This window comes from Luteolibacter luteus, from assembly GCF_012913485.1.
Taxonomy (GTDB): Bacteria; Verrucomicrobiota; Verrucomicrobiia; order Verrucomicrobiales; family Akkermansiaceae; genus Haloferula; species Haloferula lutea.
On the sequence record NZ_CP051774.1, the window covers coordinates 5002252 to 5017590 of the forward strand.

General features: G+C 59.9%; 10 protein-coding genes and 1 pseudogene. 3 read left to right on the top strand and 8 right to left on the bottom strand.

What is annotated here, in order from left to right; translation table 11 throughout:
* Window positions 1–19 precede the first annotated feature (19 nt).
* The 3 genes from HHL09_RS20635 to mnmA form a co-directional block, all read right to left on the bottom strand.
* Window positions 20–1318 carry a voltage-gated chloride channel family protein gene (locus tag HHL09_RS20635; RefSeq protein ID WP_169456548.1) on the bottom strand — a complete coding sequence of 433 codons (1299 nt, stop codon included), beginning with the start codon at window positions 1316–1318 and terminating at the stop codon, window positions 20–22.
* A 243-nt stretch (window positions 1319–1561) separates the two neighbouring features.
* Entirely contained in the window at window positions 1562–1714 is a 153-nt protein-coding gene (locus tag HHL09_RS20640) for a hypothetical protein (RefSeq protein WP_169456549.1), read from the bottom strand.
* A gap of 337 nt (window positions 1715–2051) precedes the next feature.
* Window positions 2052–3161, bottom strand: coding sequence for a tRNA 2-thiouridine(34) synthase MnmA (gene mnmA, locus HHL09_RS20645; RefSeq protein ID WP_240963677.1), 1110 nt, complete (start codon window positions 3159–3161; stop codon window positions 2052–2054).
* 345 nt (window positions 3162–3506) lie between these two features.
* Between mnmA and HHL09_RS20650 the strand changes: the two genes are divergently transcribed.
* Window positions 3507–4412: an aldo/keto reductase gene (locus HHL09_RS20650; protein WP_169456550.1), complete on the top strand. Its 906-nt coding sequence runs from the start codon at window positions 3507–3509 to the stop codon at window positions 4410–4412.
* A 3-nt stretch (window positions 4413–4415) separates the two neighbouring features.
* Here HHL09_RS20650 and HHL09_RS20655 read toward each other — a convergent pair whose 3' ends face one another.
* From HHL09_RS20655 to HHL09_RS20670, 4 genes are all read right to left on the bottom strand, one after another.
* Window positions 4416–5675: a hypothetical protein gene (locus HHL09_RS20655; RefSeq protein ID WP_169456551.1), complete on the bottom strand. Its 1260-nt coding sequence runs from the start codon at window positions 5673–5675 to the stop codon at window positions 4416–4418.
* Window positions 5672–7735: an RNA polymerase sigma factor gene (locus HHL09_RS20660; protein WP_169456552.1), complete on the bottom strand. Its 2064-nt coding sequence runs from the start codon at window positions 7733–7735 to the stop codon at window positions 5672–5674. The genes HHL09_RS20655 and HHL09_RS20660 overlap by 4 nt, the downstream gene beginning before the upstream one ends.
* An 82-nt stretch (window positions 7736–7817) precedes the next feature.
* Window positions 7818–9077 carry a hypothetical protein gene (locus tag HHL09_RS20665; RefSeq protein WP_169456553.1) on the bottom strand — a complete coding sequence of 420 codons (1260 nt, stop codon included), beginning with the start codon at window positions 9075–9077 and terminating at the stop codon, window positions 7818–7820.
* Window positions 9074–11125: an RNA polymerase sigma factor gene (locus HHL09_RS20670; protein ID WP_169456554.1), complete on the bottom strand. Its 2052-nt coding sequence runs from the start codon at window positions 11123–11125 to the stop codon at window positions 9074–9076. The genes HHL09_RS20665 and HHL09_RS20670 overlap by 4 nt, the downstream gene beginning before the upstream one ends.
* Before the next feature lie 163 nt (window positions 11126–11288).
* On the opposite strand from HHL09_RS20670, the gene HHL09_RS20675 reads away from it, so the two are divergent.
* Both HHL09_RS20675 and HHL09_RS20680 read left to right on the top strand, forming a co-directional pair.
* Complete coding sequence (locus tag HHL09_RS20675) at window positions 11289–12203, top strand: endonuclease/exonuclease/phosphatase family protein (RefSeq protein ID WP_169456555.1); 915 nt, start codon at window positions 11289–11291, stop codon at window positions 12201–12203.
* Between the two features lie 8 nt (window positions 12204–12211).
* Window positions 12212–13158, top strand: a pseudogene (locus tag HHL09_RS20680) (endonuclease/exonuclease/phosphatase family protein).
* Window positions 13159–13232: 74 nt separating this feature from the next.
* Here HHL09_RS20680 and fusA read toward each other — a convergent pair.
* The gene (gene fusA, locus HHL09_RS20690) at window positions 13233–15323 is read right to left on the bottom strand and encodes an elongation factor G (RefSeq protein ID WP_169456558.1); all 2091 of its coding nucleotides are present in this window, start codon (window positions 15321–15323) and stop codon (window positions 13233–13235) included.
* Between the last annotated feature and the right edge of the window lie 16 nt (window positions 15324–15339).

Sequence of the window (15339 nt, forward strand, 5' to 3'; positions counted from 1 at the left end):
ATTTTATTTCTATCTTCATCTACCGGTTCCTACCCGCATCCCGCAGCCTCTCCCCACCGCTCCACCTCCGCCACAGCGGCTTCCCTGCACCAAGCCCCTGCGAAAGATAGATTCCGCTGTGGCCGCTGCATAGGAAGGCGATGAAGCACGCTGCCGCGATCGGTCCGGCATATTCCACGCCGAACAACTCGATTCCCATCAGCGTGCAAGCCAGCGGCGTATTGCTCGCCCCGGCGAATACCGCCACGAAGCCCAGAGCCGCGAACAATCCCGGCGGTGCCCCCATCAGTCCCGCCAAGGCATTTCCCAGCGCCGCCCCGATGAAGAACAAAGGGGTCACCTCTCCGCCTTTGAAGCCGGAACTCACCGTCACCGCCGTGAAAACCAGCTTCCAAGCCCAGCTCCACGGATGAATCTCTGGCGAGGCAAAGAGCGAGGTCAAGGTCACCGCATCCGGATCCGGCGACCACACCCCGAGCCCGAGGTAATCCGCCGTGCCCGCCACGTAAAACAAACCGATCACCAGTAGCCCGCCTAACAAGGGGCGTAGCACCGGTCGGGAAATCAATCGCTTCCACAGCGCGGAAAGCCGGTGACAGCTTTCCGCGAACAAATAGCTCGCCACGCCGAATGCCACCGCGGCCACGGCGATCTTGCCCCACATCATCGCATGGCCCGCGAACCCGGCGGCCACCACCTCGAAAACCTGCTGGATGTGGTAGTGTGTGTGACCCACGCCCCAGGCCCTGCAGCTCCAGTCCCCCGCATAAGCGGCCAGCAGGCACAGTGGCAGTGTCCGCCATTTCGGCTTCCCGATCACTGCGACTTCCACCGCGAATATTGCCCCGGCCAAAGGCGTGCCGAATACCGCGCCGAAACCGGCCGCCACCCCGCACATCAGCAGTGCCGAAAGCTGCTCCTCCGCCAGCTTGAAATGACGCGCCACCGCGCTCGCGATGCTTCCTCCCATCTGGACCGCCGTACCCTCGCGTCCTGCCGAGCCGCCGCACAGGTGCGTGGCCAAGGTTCCGAGCAGGACTAGCGGTGCCATTCGTCGTGGCACCCCGCCGCCGGGATCATGGATACGGTCGATGATGAGATTGTTTCCCCCTTCGGAGGTTCCTCCGTGTTTCACGTAGAGCCAAGCAACCGCCATCCCTGCGAAGGGCAGCAGATACAACAGCCAGGGATGGTCGAATCGCGTCCGCGTCACCGCTTCCAGACTCCACAGGAAGAAGGCACAGGCGCATCCGACCGCAGCCGACATCAGCACCACCAGTGCGATGAGCTTGGGCTGGAGCGTGAACCTTCCTGCCATGGCTTCTTGCGCGCTCAGGCAAGCAAGCGTGGAGCCTGATGACAAGCGCTAGGGGGAGTGCAGGTCGTCTTCCCTATCTACGATTGTCCGCGATAGAATGGGCACTCACGAAGCCCAATGGCCCATGCACCTCCGACCCGTGGAACAGTGACTTGGTGTTTCCTAAGTAGAGCGCGAGCGGGATCACACCCTCGGCAATCATGTGGCACGGATCAACTTCGCGGATTACCTCACTCAGCTTCTTTAGCCACAGCGTTGCCACTTCCTCACGGCGTCGCCCCGCGAGGTCCAGTGCAAGCCGCTGCTGAGTTCTCCGCAGCCATCGGATTGCAGAAGAGTTTCGGCCTTGGCCAAGCCATCGGTCAACTTGGCCTGAGCTTCGTCGGCACTGCCCATCGAGGCATTGATGACGCGAAAAACATCGCCCGCATTTACAAGGAGATTCTTTCAATCGAAGCGCGAAAAAATGCGTAAGGCATTGCATCGCGAAATGGGTTGCCAGTAGGCGGAGTAGGCATAGAATCTCCCTCGACTGCTGTGTGCGTCCGTTAAGGCAGCGTGCCCGGACCGATGTATTAAAACGGGGAGAAAAAACCGAGTTCATTATAAAGCCATGCCTGATTAGGACGGCTTACCAGAACCGGCACTCCCACTTGTTGAGCAACTGGAACGTGGCTCACAAAGCCTAGGACGGCACAGCGGTTTTTCTTGTACCCGTGGCGGGGTAATCGGCTCACTTCACCTGTTCGAACACCCCGCCGCCGAGCAGTCTGCCGCCATCGTAGAAGGCACAAATCTGGCCTGCTGCGATCGCGCGTTGCGGCGTTTGGAAGCGTAGGTCCAGCTTCCCGTCCTCACGTGGCGTGATGTGCGCCCGCTCCGCCTTTGCCCGGTAGCGCGGCTGGGCTTCCAGCCAGCGTGGTGCATCGAAATTCACGCCGATGGTGGAGACGCTGCCGATCACGCACTCGCTGGCGTAGAGGCCCGGCGTCTCGCTTTCATCCCAGCCCACCACGAGCTGGTTTTTCTCCACATCCTTCGCCACCACCACATAAGCCATGCCCTCGCGCGGGGAGGCCACGCCGTGGCCCTTGCGCTGGCCCAGCGTGTAGAGATGCAGGCCGCGATGCTGCCCCATCACCTTGCCATGGACGTCGACAATCTCCCCCGGCTTGTCGGGAATATAGTGGCTGATGAAGTCGCTCATCTTGATGTCCCCGATGAAGCAGATTCCTTGGCTGTCTTTCTTTGCCGCAGTCGGCAGGTCGTGACGGCGTGCAACTTCGCGGACTTCCGGCTTGAGCAGTTCGCCGGCGGGAAACATCGCGCGATCTGCCTGAAAGGAGGTCATCAGTGCCAGAAAGTAGCTCTGGTCCTTGTTCGGATCTGCACCGCGCAGGATCGCGGCGTGGCCATCGGAAAGCGTCCGCTTGCGTGCATAGTGGCCGGTCGCGACGGATTCGAAGCCTTGGCCGAGCGCATAGTCGAGGAAGACCCCGAATTTCATCTCCCGATTGCACCACACGTCCGGATTTGGGGTGATGCCGCTGCGGTAGCCCTCGACCAGGTAATCGACGATCCGCTCTTTGTATTGGTCGATCAAATCGACCACGCGGAATTCGATCTTCAGCTTCCGGGCGACGGCGAGCGCGTCTTCCAGATCGGTTTCCCAAGGGCAATCACCCGGCAGGCCTTCCGAGTTGATCCAATTTTTCATGAAGGCACCCGAGACCTCGTGCCCTTGCTCGATCAACATGGCTGCCGCGGCGGAGCTATCGACCCCGCCGGAAAGACCCACCAGCACCTTCGCCATGAGCGGAGTGGAAAGCCGGGGCGGGGGCATGCCAAGCGCCAAAAATGACGGATCACAATGGCATGCGGCACACCTGACAGTAGAACGGGTATCACCTTCGGCCTAGGATCTCGTCGAAATGATGTTCCTAGGCTCCCTAGACCCCGATTCCGAGGCCACAACGAGGGGATCAACTCCGCTCTTCGAAGACCTTTGGCCTGTTAATTTTCTTGTTTTAACAGGCTTATCACGCGGGAAGGGAGTGCGGCTTCCCGGGCTGTCTGGAGGAGTTGGCCTCGGATCCAGAGGCTGTCCGAATCGCATCGGCAGCCCGGAATGCACCATGATCCTCATCGACCATTCGACAAGCTGCCCCGACCTGCCATCCTTTCAGCTATGACCCGTCGCGATAGCCTCCGCATTTTCTCCGCCGCCGCGGTCGCAGGCCCGGCTGCTACCTTCGCACAGGAACCCGCCGCTTCGCCCATGATCACGCGAGCCATTCCCTCCACCGGTGAAAAACTGCCTGTCATCGGCATGGGTACCTGGCAGACCTTCGACGTCCGTCCGGACGAGACCGCACCACTGGAGGAAGTATTGAAGGCCTTCGTGGAACTCGGCGGCAAGGTGCTCGACTCCTCGCCGATGTATGGAAACTCGGAAGAGATCGCCGGGCAGATGATCGGGAAATTCGGACTGCGCGAAAAACTCTTCGTGGCCACCAAGGTCTGGACCACCGGGAAACAGCAGGGGATTGAACAAATGGAAGCTTCAATGAAGAAGCTTCGCTCCAAGCCGATCGACCTGATGCAGGTCCACAATCTCCAGGACGTGAAGACCCATCTCGATACCCTGCGCGGCTGGAAGAAGGACGGCATCATCCGCTATCTTGGCGTCACCCACTACACCGCCAGCCAGCATGCCGCGGTCGAGAAGATGATCGCCTCCGAGGCTCTCGACTTCGTGCAAATCAACTATTCCGTCGGCGAGCGCGAGGCAGAGGAAAAGCTCTTGCCCATGGCCAAGGATCGAGGCGTCGCCGTCATCGCCAACCGCCCCTTCGCCGGAGGCAATCTCTTTGCCAAGCTTCGCGAAAAACCCCTGCCGGATTGGGCGAAGGAAATCGGCTGCGAGACTTGGGCACAGATCCTCCTCAAATTCGTCATCTCTCATCCGGCCATGACCTGCGCCATCCCCGCGACATCCAAGGTAAAGCACCTTCGGGATAACATGGCAGCCGGCCACGGTCCCATGCCGGACGAGGCCATGCGGAAGCGGATCGTCGATATAGCGGCTGCGTAGCCGTCAGGGGGAACCTCCGCCAAGTGCGTCCATGTCCTGCCACGCCTGCAAGCGAGCTGCACTCCATCCCGAGGTATCCGGAGCCTGCCCGGGATGAGCAGCCGTCCATGCCTCGTGGGCTTGAGCGATGCTGGCAGCCTCGTCAGCGGGCGAAAGCGACTCAGCCCAATCCAAGGTGCCTTCAAGATCCTGTGGCGCGCGCAGTCCTGCCAGCACCGGGTAAGCGCTCTCCGCATCAGTCAGGCTGCCGAGCCATTGCGCGGTCTCCTGCACTGACCCGGCGGCCCAGCAGCGCGTGATCTCTTCGATCTGCTTCGCTCGCGGTTCTCCCTCCAAGTTGGACAGTAGGGCAGCAGCCAGGGTCGCTCGCTGGCCGGGGCTCGTCTCATTCCACGTGCCGAGGATCTTCTCCGCATCCGGCATGAGACGATCCGAGTATCGGGAACTCGCAAAGTCATCCGGATCGATCTCCCTCCAACGCTCTAACAAAGCCTTCGCCGCCTTATCGCTATCATTCAGCGCTTGCACCTTCAGATCTCCAGGCTCCGGCAAAGCCGCGAGAGCGTCCTGGATCTCATTCGCCGTCTCGAGTTCCGCTGCCAGCTGTGGGTACATCCCGAAGAAACCGCCGCCTCGCTTCGCGACGAGATCGTAGGCCAGATGAACGTCTGACTTCGATAGAGCCATGATCGCCTGCATCGCGAAGAACATGTCCACGACCGGTACCTCGCTGGTCTTGCCTCGCTCGGCAGCTTTGTGCCGCTCGTCATAGCTGACATTGGGGCTCGCCAAGCACCAGCGATGGAAGCTCTCGGGATCTTGCCATGACCAAGCAGCAACGATCTCCCGGTAGGCCTCGTGCCAATCTCCCTTTTCCTTCAGATGCTTCCACGCCCAGTTGATTGCGGCTTCTCCGTCATGGGACGCCCAGCGCACCAGTAGGGTTCTGCATGCCGGAAGCGAAGCCGTGCGTTGATGGCCCAGGAGGCTCTGCAAGGCGGCAGGAATGTCTTTAATGGGGATCTTGCCGAGTTCCAAGGCGCTCCGAAGCTTTGCGTCATCATCTTGCGCATCGTTCGCGGCCTTTATGCTGGCGACGATCCGTTCCTCCGGCCATGAAGCTTCCTGGAGTCTCTCGACCACTGGCTCGCGAGGCTCCGTCCTCGCCCTCGACCCGATTTCAGACCGGAGCAGTGCCCAGCTCAGGCAGGTAACGCCGCAGCCGCTTAGGAAGATGGCAATGGTGCGGGGGACGACTCTCATGGTGTTTCTCCAAGGATGTTGCGGAATTCCTCGGCCAGATCAGCGGGAACATCGGCCCGCGAGGGATAGGCCATGGCTGCTCTCCGATTCTGGACAAGCAGGCGGCGGAATGAGGCGCGGGCGAGCTGCTGGCGGAGGGCAACCTCGGAGATGGCGGCCGCAATTTCGATCCCTCTTTCGGGCTCCGTCGCCCCGCGAATACCCGCAGCAAGTGCCTCGTCCAGATGGGGATTGTCGCGATGCTGTTGGATCCAGCTTCCAAACTCTTCGCGGGATAGCGCCGGGAGGATGGACTTGGCGACCTCGGCGGCTATTTCGGATTCCGGGAGCCCGGCGGCACGACCTGCTTCAAGGACCTCCGCTTCGCGCTTCAAGGGGCTGGGAAGCGCCTCCTCATCCGTGTAGCTCGTATTGCCGACTCCTTCGATCTGAACCTGAATTTTCGGGATGCCAAGTTGCTTCACCAATGCGTGAAAGCGGTCGCGTGGTTCAAGCGACTCCAGGAACTCCGGGAAAGTTTCCGGGTTGCCGCGGGCTACCGCCGCCAAGTAGTTGTCGAGAGCGGCATCCCTCACGTTCTTCTCGGGGACGCTTTTGATGAGATCCAGGATCGTCGCTTGCCTCTCGACGTCCTCGAAGTTGGAGTCCTGCCAATAGAGCTGGTTGGAGAAGGCCCCTAGCGCGCTCAATCGATCTTGGGGAGAGGGTAGGGCATTGAGATACGCGAGCACTCCCTCCTTTCCGTCCTTCCAGAGATGGCTTTTGGCTACTGCCATCGCTATCGAATCTCTGAGGGGAAGTGGCTTCTGTTGAGGATTTGCCAGATTGGCCGCGGTGTACAGCAGGGACTCGTGATTCCAGTTGCGCTTCAACCAATCTTCCATGGCGGGAAGGTCTGTCGCCAACCAATCGCTGAACAAGCTGCCCCGCATGCTTGTCCCAAGCGCGGGATCGAGATGCTTTGTGAGCAAATCTCCCAGAACCGCAAAGCTGATTGCTGCCGCGGCGTCCGCCTCTGCCCAACGGTAGATCAAGAGAGGATAGACGGTCGTCCTTTCGAGATCGCTTAGTTCTCCATTCGCGAGGGCGACGAACTCAGGAATCTGTTCGTTGGAAATCCGGGCTAGGATCGCCTTCAGCCGCAGAGTGCCGAGTTCATGCCGGGGGCCACCGCTGCTCTGTTTGATAGCGGCGATGATGGATTGAAGCGAGCTGGTATCGGGAAGTGCCGCGAAGCTATCTCCCCGCTTGATCTTGGTTGTGGGTACAGGCCCTCCATGATCGCGACTCATGACGCTCACGCCGTCATTTGCTTGGAGAAGAACTTCCGACGATCCGATTAGAAGCGAACTCAAGGCAACACCCGACAGGAAAGGCTTGAGCAATGACATCAGGGCCGGCCATCCCGCGGCAGGCAGCCCTTTCAGCGCATGGGCGGAAATCTGCGCGACCAGCTTCTCCGAGACCGTCGTCCGCCCCATGCTGGTCATGGTGCCACTGAGGCTGGCGGTGCCGATCGTGATGCCGCGACGCCGGAGCATGGCGACCAGCTTTTCCATCGCGCGATTCACACGTTTGCGAGCGGCTTCCTCCGTGATGCCGAGAACGCCGCCGACAGTGCGGAAGTCACGGTCCTCGAAATAGCGGAGGACGAGTGCATCTCGGTCGCGGGCCGGAAGGGCGATCATGGCCTCATCGAGCTCGCTGCTAAGATGGTGTGGTTCGAATTCGGAGGACGCGGAAGGAGGAGTCATGGCTTCAACGGCAGCGTATTCGCGGATCCTTCGCCGGCTCTCTGCACGAATGTGATTTGAGGCGCGGCGGCAGGTTTGACGGTAGAGCCAACCGGAGAGTTGATCGGCTTCGAGCGAGGACGCCTTCCGGGCCAGAAGGGTGAAGACTTCCTGCGTCACATCTTGCGCGGCGGCGCGATCGCTTTTGAGAAAGCGGAGCGCGGTACCGAAGACGAGAGGGGAGTGCTGCCGGACGAGACCCCGAAAGGCCGTCTCCGATCGATCCCGGGTGAAGCTTTTGAGCAAACTGGTGAGATCCTCACTCATTTCGAGAAGGAGACACCGCTGCTGACAGCGGGCCGGACAGAAAACTTAGCAAGCTTCGAGAAAGAGTCGAGGATCGGGCTGGCTACTCCTCTTGAATTTGCTGGAGCGCCTTGAGATCTTGCCATGCTTGACGCCGCCCGGCTGGCCATTGACCGAAGTTCTCAGGAGGGAATGAATTTTTCCTGGCCCACGTTCGATACGCCGCAACAAGAGCCCTATTCTGTGCTCCCGTGGGAAGTTGCTCGACCCGGTCGAGAGTCTCCTCCAGATGGTATGCAGCATTCATCTGGGCGTATCCGGCGGCGGCTGGGGCGAGGTATCCCTCGGGAAGGGACTCCACCCACGTCCAGCAGGCGGCGTGATCCAGCTTCGCCCATGAGGATGCAATTACCGAGGCCGCGGATTGTCGTCCCCTGGCTTGGTAGGATTCGATCTTCGCCATGGCTCCTGATGCGCGTTGGTTAGGGGGGGGATCTTTCCATCCATCGGTATTGATCACCTGATGCATTGGCGTGATCTTCTTTTCGTCCAGTAAACCGGCGTGTGGTGAACGTGCGAAGCCCTCCGGATCAATTTCCTGCCAGCGATTCAGAAGTTGGAGCATGAGATCGCCGGGATCCCATTGTTTGAGTTCGACCTTGTTGAAGGCGAGGAGAGCCTCGCGAATTCCTTCCGGTGTTTCGATGCTCAACGCCAGGTTTTCGTGGCTCCAAGTGCCTCCCTTGGCGACCATTAAGCCGTAACCCAGACCTGGCTTTTCCTTGATCAGAGCTTTCGCCGCTTTTTCGAAATCGCCGGATTCGAGCACGGGTGAGCCCGCGCGAAGTGCTTCCTCCAATGTCAGTCCATTCCCGCTTCGCTTGTAGTCGTCTACTCTTGCCAGAGTCCATGCAGAGAGCCCGGCGGGATCATGCCACGCCCATGCCGCGGCAATCTCCCGGAATGCATGGGTCCAGAGACCTTCGCCCCTCAACCGCATCCAAGACCACTGGGCTGCCGCTTCACCATCCATGGATGCCCACTGGATCAAGAGCATCTTGCCTGCCCGCGTGAGTTCTCTGCCTTCGACAAGTCGCACGGAATCGAAGGCTGCTGGGAAGGCTTCAATCGCTAGATCCGCAAGCTGTTCAGCGGCGAGCAGACGAGCTTGGTTCGAGGGCGCGTGGTCGATCTCTGCCAGGATGGCGGCGATACGCTTGGCGTCGGGCTTCGGGCGGGAGGACTCCCTCGGTGCTTCCGCCGGGGCTTCAGTCGTCTGCGGTGGCCATAAAAGATACCAAAGCCCGGTCGAGATCAGGCAGGCCCCCAAAAAGGAGACGAGGGGAATGGCTTTGATCTTCATGGCGCAGAGGGGGACATGATTTCGCTGAGTTCAGCTTTCAGATCTTCGGGAAGGTTGGGGCTTGAAAGGAATCGCGCGGCTCGTTCAGGTGATTCCGCGAGCATCAGGCGGAAGCCTGCTCGGGTGAGTTGGGTCCGCAGTTCCGGATCCTGAAGGTGGAGTGCCCAGGAGAGCATTCCACCTTCTGATGGTGGTATGCCGGGTAGACCTTGGTTGTTTCGTTGGGTGTCTCCGATCTTTGCCAGCAGGATGGGATCCGCATCGAACTCCCCGCGATGTCGTTCGAGCCACGCAAGCGCATCCACGTTTTTCATTACGATGGCGGTTCCGATTTGCTGAAGAATCTCCGCCCGAGACAGCCCGGCTTCCAATCCTGCCTTCATCGCATCGGCCTCGCCTTGTGCCGCATTGTCCACGGTTTCGAAGCGCATTCGTTCCCCGCCGGGCGTCTGCTCGCGACTGACTTGTTTGCTGTATTTGCCGATGCGGGGGAGAGTCGCCTCGAAGTGTTCGCGGGCGTTCATCGAGGCGAGCATCGTCTCCACGTGTCCCGGTTCGTGCTGGCTCAGGTTTTCCCAAAATTTCAGCTTCAGTCGTGCTGCCAGCCCGGAATCCGGGAGACGGGAAAATTCGCGATAGAGCTCCAGTAATTGATCAGGCCCCATGTTCATCCACGCGCTCGCATGGGGTTCCTCCCCCGTCATCGCTTTCAGGCAGCTTTTCACGGCCTGCTCGTCCGGGATGGTTCGGAGATAGGCGAAGGCTTCGGCCGCAGAGTGATCCCGTAGCAAGGTGTCCGAGATATCGATGGCGAAATAAGTCCGCACACTTCCCGAGAACGTGGAGTTTGCCATCGTCGGCTGATCCCAATTCTCATTGAGCCATGCACTGAATGCGGGAAGGTCGCGATGCTCCCAATTGTGAAGGAGAAAGCGGACCATGTCGGTAGAGCCGAAGCCAGGGGACGAAAGTCCGGATGCAAACTTCAAGGCGAAGGCGGAGGCCGCCTGAGGGTCGCTGTCCTGCCAGCGCTTGAGGAGCGGAAGATAGCAGGCCTCCTGTTCTTTCAAGGTGAGCCGCGTGTTTGCCTCGGCGATGAAGGCGGGAATCTCATCGAAGCCGACGCTATCCAGCAAGGCATTCAGGCGCAGGGTTGTCATCGCGTGATCAGGGCCTGCCATCGTGCGCTTGATGCGGCTGATAAGATCCAGCGTTGAGGATCCGGGATCTTGCAGGGGTGGCTCCCGCCGGCTCTTCTCATTCAGGGTGACGGTCTGTCCGTCACGGGGACGGCTCCCACTTTGGTCGGTAAGCAAGGCAGCGGTGCCGACCAGTGAAGTGAGAATAACACCACAGAGAAAGGATTTGAAGATCGAGGTGAAGGTGGAACCCGATCCAACAGCCATGGACTCCAGTGCTCGTGTGGAGATCTGGGAAACGACTGCATGAGGGAGTGGCGAGCTGCCGAAACCACTCATCGTGCCACCCAGTGAGGCACCGCCGACAGGCACGCCACGACGCTTCATGATGGCGGCGAGCTTCTCCAAAGCGCGCTCGATCCGCTTGCGGGCGGCATCCTCGCTGATGCCAAGGCGACCGCCGAGCGTGCGCAGGTCACGCTCTTCGAAGTAGCGGTGAATGAGTAACTCGCGGTCCGCCGAGGGCAGATCGAGCATCGCCTCATCGACCTCAACCGTGATGGACTCGTGGGTTTCTGTGGAGGAATAGGTATCGCTCATGGCTTGAGCGGAGACGAGCTCGCGCTTGCGGCGGCGTTTCTCCGTCCTCATATGGTTGGCCGCGCGGCGGCAAGTCTGACGGTGGAGCCAAACGGGCAAAGGCGCGGAGCGGAGGGTGGATGCCTTGCGGGCCAGCAGGGAAAAGACTTCCTGCGTCACGTCTTCCGCGCCGGCTCGGTCGCCATTCAAGCGCCGCAGGGCGGTTGCATAAACCAGCGGAGAGTGAAGCCGCACCAGATCGCGGAACGCGGATTCGGAGCGGCTGCTCTCGAATCTTCGCAGGAGTTCCAAGGAGTCGTCTGCCATCATGTGAAGTAAAGCACCGCCAACTCCGTCCACCGGACAGGAATTTTTCGGCTTCGTTCCTTAGCCATTCTCTTCGTCGGGAGCGCTACTTTCAGCGGGCCTTTTCAAGAAGGCGGGGAGTTCTTGCCCGGGGCATCGAACTATGGAGGATGATCCAGGACTGCCGATGCGAAAGCTTCTTCCTCTTGTCACGATTGCCACCGTTTTGGCTGGATCGCTTCCTGTTGCCGCGTGGTTGGGAGGTGGCTTTTGGTTCATCGATCTCTTCAATCACTTCCAAGTGCAGTTCGCCTGGTTCCTACTGCTATGTCTTTTGTTGCTGCTTCTGGGCAGGCGCTGGAAGTCGGCGGCTCTGGCAGGAGTTTTCCTGCTGGTGCCTCTGGTAAGGATCCTTCCTTGGTTTTCTGCCGTTCCGGCGGTCGCGGGAGGTACAGGATCCGTCCGGCTGTGCTCGTTCAATGTCTTGGCCTCGAATGGCCGGTATTCGGACGCGATCGCTTGGGTAAGAAAAAGTGCTCCGGATGCGATCTTCTTCACCGAGGTAGATGAGGATTGGTCGGAGGCATTGAAGGAGCTGGAACATGACTATCCCCATTGGATCAATGCGGGGCCGGACTTCGCGTTTTTCTCGAAGCTGCCAATTCAGTCCTCCTCCGTGGATCTCGTCAGCGAGAGCGGCTATCCTTTGCTCCGGGTGAGGCTGGTCACGCCTGGAGGACCGGTGACCTACATCGCAGGTCATCCTCTCCCGCCCATGACTCCACGATGGGCGCGTTCCATGGATGTCTTCATGGAAGAGATGGCCCGATGTGTTGAATCGGAATCCGGACGCGTGGTAGTGGCGGGTGATTTCAATTCCAGCAGATGGAGCCATAGATCGAAGCCTCTTGTGAATGCCGGCTTGATCGAGGCGGCGAAAGGCAAGTCTCCGGGACCGACATGGAAGCGAACGAACCTGATCTTCGGGATTCCCATCGACCGCATGCTATATCGGGGCGAGGGCTTCGGATGCCGGAGCTTCGAGATTGGTCCTGATCTAGGGTCGGATCACCGGCCGGTGACAGGAGAATTTGTTTGGTGACGTGAGCTATGAGGTGGCGCTCCTTCCTCTTCCCGAAGCCCAAGGCCCTGGTCCTGCGCTTGGCCATCTTGGGATCTCTCTTGCCCATCCTTGGTTGGTGCGGCGGCAGCTACTGGATTTTCGACCTCTTCAATCATTTCCAGTGGCAGTATCTGTGCCTGCTAGGAGTCGCTTTCGTAACGCTGCTCTGCACGAGGGAATGGCGTTTTGCGGCGCTAGCCTCGCTGTGTCTGGCTATTCCGCTCACTAGGATCGGGCTGGGCGTAGTGGATAGCCCGTACCAGCCTTTCCCCGGCGGGAAACCATTGCGGATCACCAGCTTCAATGTGCTGACGGCAAATACGCGCTACGGCGACGCACTGTCCTGGATCCATAAGACGATGCCGGATGTGATTTTTCTGCCAGAAGTGGACGAGGAATGGGCCGCGCAATTGAGGCCTCTTCAGGGCAGTCACCCTTATGTGGTGGAACACATCGTGGAGGGGAATTTCGGCTTCGCCTGCTACTCGAAGCTTCCGATCCTTGAGCAAGAGATCATTCCCTGTGGTGAATTGGAACTGCCCTTGCTGAAGCTCCGTTTGCAAGGGGAGGGGAAGACCTTTGTGTTCTTCGGTGCACATCCGGTACCTCCTGCAATGAGTTCTGGGCGCGGGAACGGGATGTCTTTCTCGGTATTATCGCCGCGCAGGTGGAGGCGCAAAAGGACACGGTGATCGTGGTGGGAGATATGAACGCCACCGTGTGGAGCCAAGGCATGAAGCCTCTGAAGGACGCCGGACTCCGAGGTTGGGAAGGCATTCCAACATGGTCACGGGAGAATCCTCTCCTCGCAGTTCCGATCGATTATGTCCTCTATCGAAAGGGCGAGTCTTCGTTCATCGAGAGCAGCGGATATGAGGTTGGTCCTGACTTGGGGTCCGATCATCGCCCGGTGACGAGGGATCTGGTTTGGTAAGCCGGAATCCGAAATGAAAAACCCCGCCGCCCTTTCGGACGACGGGGTCTTGGTAAAACAGGAAGCTAAGCAGCTTACTTGCGCTTGGCCTCTTCGCGCTCCTTGGCGGCCTTGATGACCTCGTCGGAGACGTTCTTCGGGCAAGGGGCGTAGTGGCTGAACTCCATGGAGAACTGGCCACGACCGGAGGTCATGGTGCGCAGGTCGCCGATGTAGCCGAACATGGCGGAGAGCGGGGCCTCGGCCTTGACGCGAACACCACCCGGGGTCGGCTCCTGGCCTTGGATCATGCCCCGGCGACGGTTGAGGTCGCCGATCACGTCACCCACCTTCTCCTCCGGCGCGAACACATCGAGCTTCATCATCGGCTCGAGGATCTGCGGAGCGCACTTCGGCATGGTCTGGCGGTAGGCCGCCTTGGCAGCGATTTCGAAGGCGATGTTGCTGGAGTCCACGGCGTGGAAACCACCTTCGTTGAGCGTGACCTTGAAGTCCAAGCAAGGGTAGCCAGCAAGTGGTCCTTTATCGACGGAGGTCTTGAAGCCCTTGTCGACGGCCGGGATGAACTCTTTCGGGATGCTGCCGCCGACGACCTTCGATTCGAAGATGAAGCCGGAGCCGGGTTCGCCGGGCTCGATGGTGTAATCGATCTTCGCGTACTGGCCGGAACCACCCGACTGCTTCTTGTGGGTGTAGCTGTCCGTCACCGGCTTGGTGATGGTTTCGCGGTAGGCGACCTGCGGGGCGCCGACGTTGACCTCCACCTTGTGGGTGCGCTTGAGGATGTCGATCTTGATGTCGAGGTGAAGCTCGCCCATGCCCTTGAGGATCATCTCATTGGTTTCCTCGTCGGTTTCGACGCGGAAGGACGGGTCTTCCTGCACCATCTTGCCGATGGCGGTAGCAAGCTTCTCGGCGTTGGCCTTGTCCTTCGGCGCGACCGCGATGGAGATCACGGGATCCGGGAAGACCATCGGCTCGAGAGTGGCCGGGTTCTTCTCGTCACAAAGGGTGTGACCCGTTTGCACGTTCTTGAGGCCCACGATCGCGATGATGTCACCCGCTTGGGCGGATTCGACTTCATTGCGGTCATCGGCGTGCATTTCCACCATGCGGCTGACGCGTTCGGTCTTGCCGGTGAAGGAGTTGAGGATCGTGTCGCCCTTCTTGATCGTGCCCGAGTAGATGCGGGTGAAGGTCAGGGCGCCGAACTTGTCGTCCATGATCTTGAAAGCGAGCGCGCGAAGCGGCTTGGTCGGATCGCTGATGGCGAATTCGCCGGTCTCGTTGCCTTCGGCGTCGACTTCCGGGAGCGGCTTCACTTCCGGAGGGGAAGGAAGGAAATCCACCACCGCGTCGAGCACGAGTTGGAGGCCCTTGTTCTTGAAGGAGGAGCCGCAGTAGGTCGGGAAGAATGCGAGATCAATGGTGCCCTTGCGGATGCAACGCTTGACGGTCTCGATATCCGGCTCCACGCCTTCGAGGTATTTCTCCATCACCTCGTCGTCTTGTTCGACGGCGGTTTCGATGAGGGCGGCACGGTATTCCTCGACCTTGTCCACCATGTCGGCGGGCACGTCGGTGACCTTGAAGTTTTCCGGGAGGCCGGAGTCATCCCAGATATGGGCCTTGCGGGTCAGGAGATCGACCACGCCGACGAAGTCGGACTCGGTGCCGATCGGCAGCACCATCACCAGCGGGTGGGCGCCGAGCACTCTCTTCACCTGGCCGACGACGCGGTAGAAATCTGCACCGATACGGTCGAGCTTGTTGACGTAAATCACACGGGCAACGCCGGAATCGTTGGCGTAGCGCCAGTTCGTTTCGGATTGGGGCTCCACACCGCCGGAACCGCAGAATACGCCGATACCGCCGTCGAGGACCTTCAGCGAGCGGTAAACTTCGATGGTGAAGTCAACGTGGCCCGGGGTGTCGATGACGTTGAATTGGTTGCCCTTCCAGAAGCAGGTGGTGGCGGCGGACTGGATGGTGATGCCGCGCTCAGCTTCCTGTTCCATGAAGTCCATGGTGGAAGCACCGTCGTGCACCTCACCGATCTTGTGGATCTTGCCGGTGAGTTTGAGAATACGCTCGGTGGTGGTCGTCTTGCCCGCATCCACGTGAGCGAAAATGCCAATGTTGCGGTATTTGGTGAGGTCCTTCATGCTCTTGAGTGTATGC

Excerpts from the sequence above, each read along its gene's own strand:
- HHL09_RS20640 (WP_169456549.1), bottom strand. The coding sequence starts at position 1,714 with ATGGGCAGTGCCGACGAAGCTCAGGCCAAGTTGACCGATGGCTTGGCC.
- HHL09_RS20650 (WP_169456550.1), top strand. The coding sequence starts at position 3,507 with ATGACCCGTCGCGATAGCCTCCGCATTTTCTCCGCCGCCGCGGTCGCA.
- HHL09_RS20660 (WP_169456552.1), bottom strand. The coding sequence starts at position 7,735 with ATGAGTGAGGATCTCACCAGTTTGCTCAAAAGCTTCACCCGGGATCGA.
- fusA (WP_169456558.1), bottom strand. The coding sequence starts at position 15,323 with ATGAAGGACCTCACCAAATACCGCAACATTGGCATTTTCGCTCACGTG.
- HHL09_RS20665 (WP_169456553.1), bottom strand. The coding sequence starts at position 9,077 with ATGAAGATCAAAGCCATTCCCCTCGTCTCCTTTTTGGGGGCCTGCCTG.
- HHL09_RS20655 (WP_169456551.1), bottom strand. The coding sequence starts at position 5,675 with ATGAGAGTCGTCCCCCGCACCATTGCCATCTTCCTAAGCGGCTGCGGC.
- HHL09_RS20635 (WP_169456548.1), bottom strand. The coding sequence starts at position 1,318 with ATGGCAGGAAGGTTCACGCTCCAGCCCAAGCTCATCGCACTGGTGGTG.
- HHL09_RS20670 (WP_169456554.1), bottom strand. The coding sequence starts at position 11,125 with ATGATGGCAGACGACTCCTTGGAACTCCTGCGAAGATTCGAGAGCAGC.
- HHL09_RS20675 (WP_169456555.1), top strand. The coding sequence starts at position 11,289 with ATGCGAAAGCTTCTTCCTCTTGTCACGATTGCCACCGTTTTGGCTGGA.
- mnmA (WP_240963677.1), bottom strand. The coding sequence starts at position 3,161 with ATGCCCCCGCCCCGGCTTTCCACTCCGCTCATGGCGAAGGTGCTGGTG.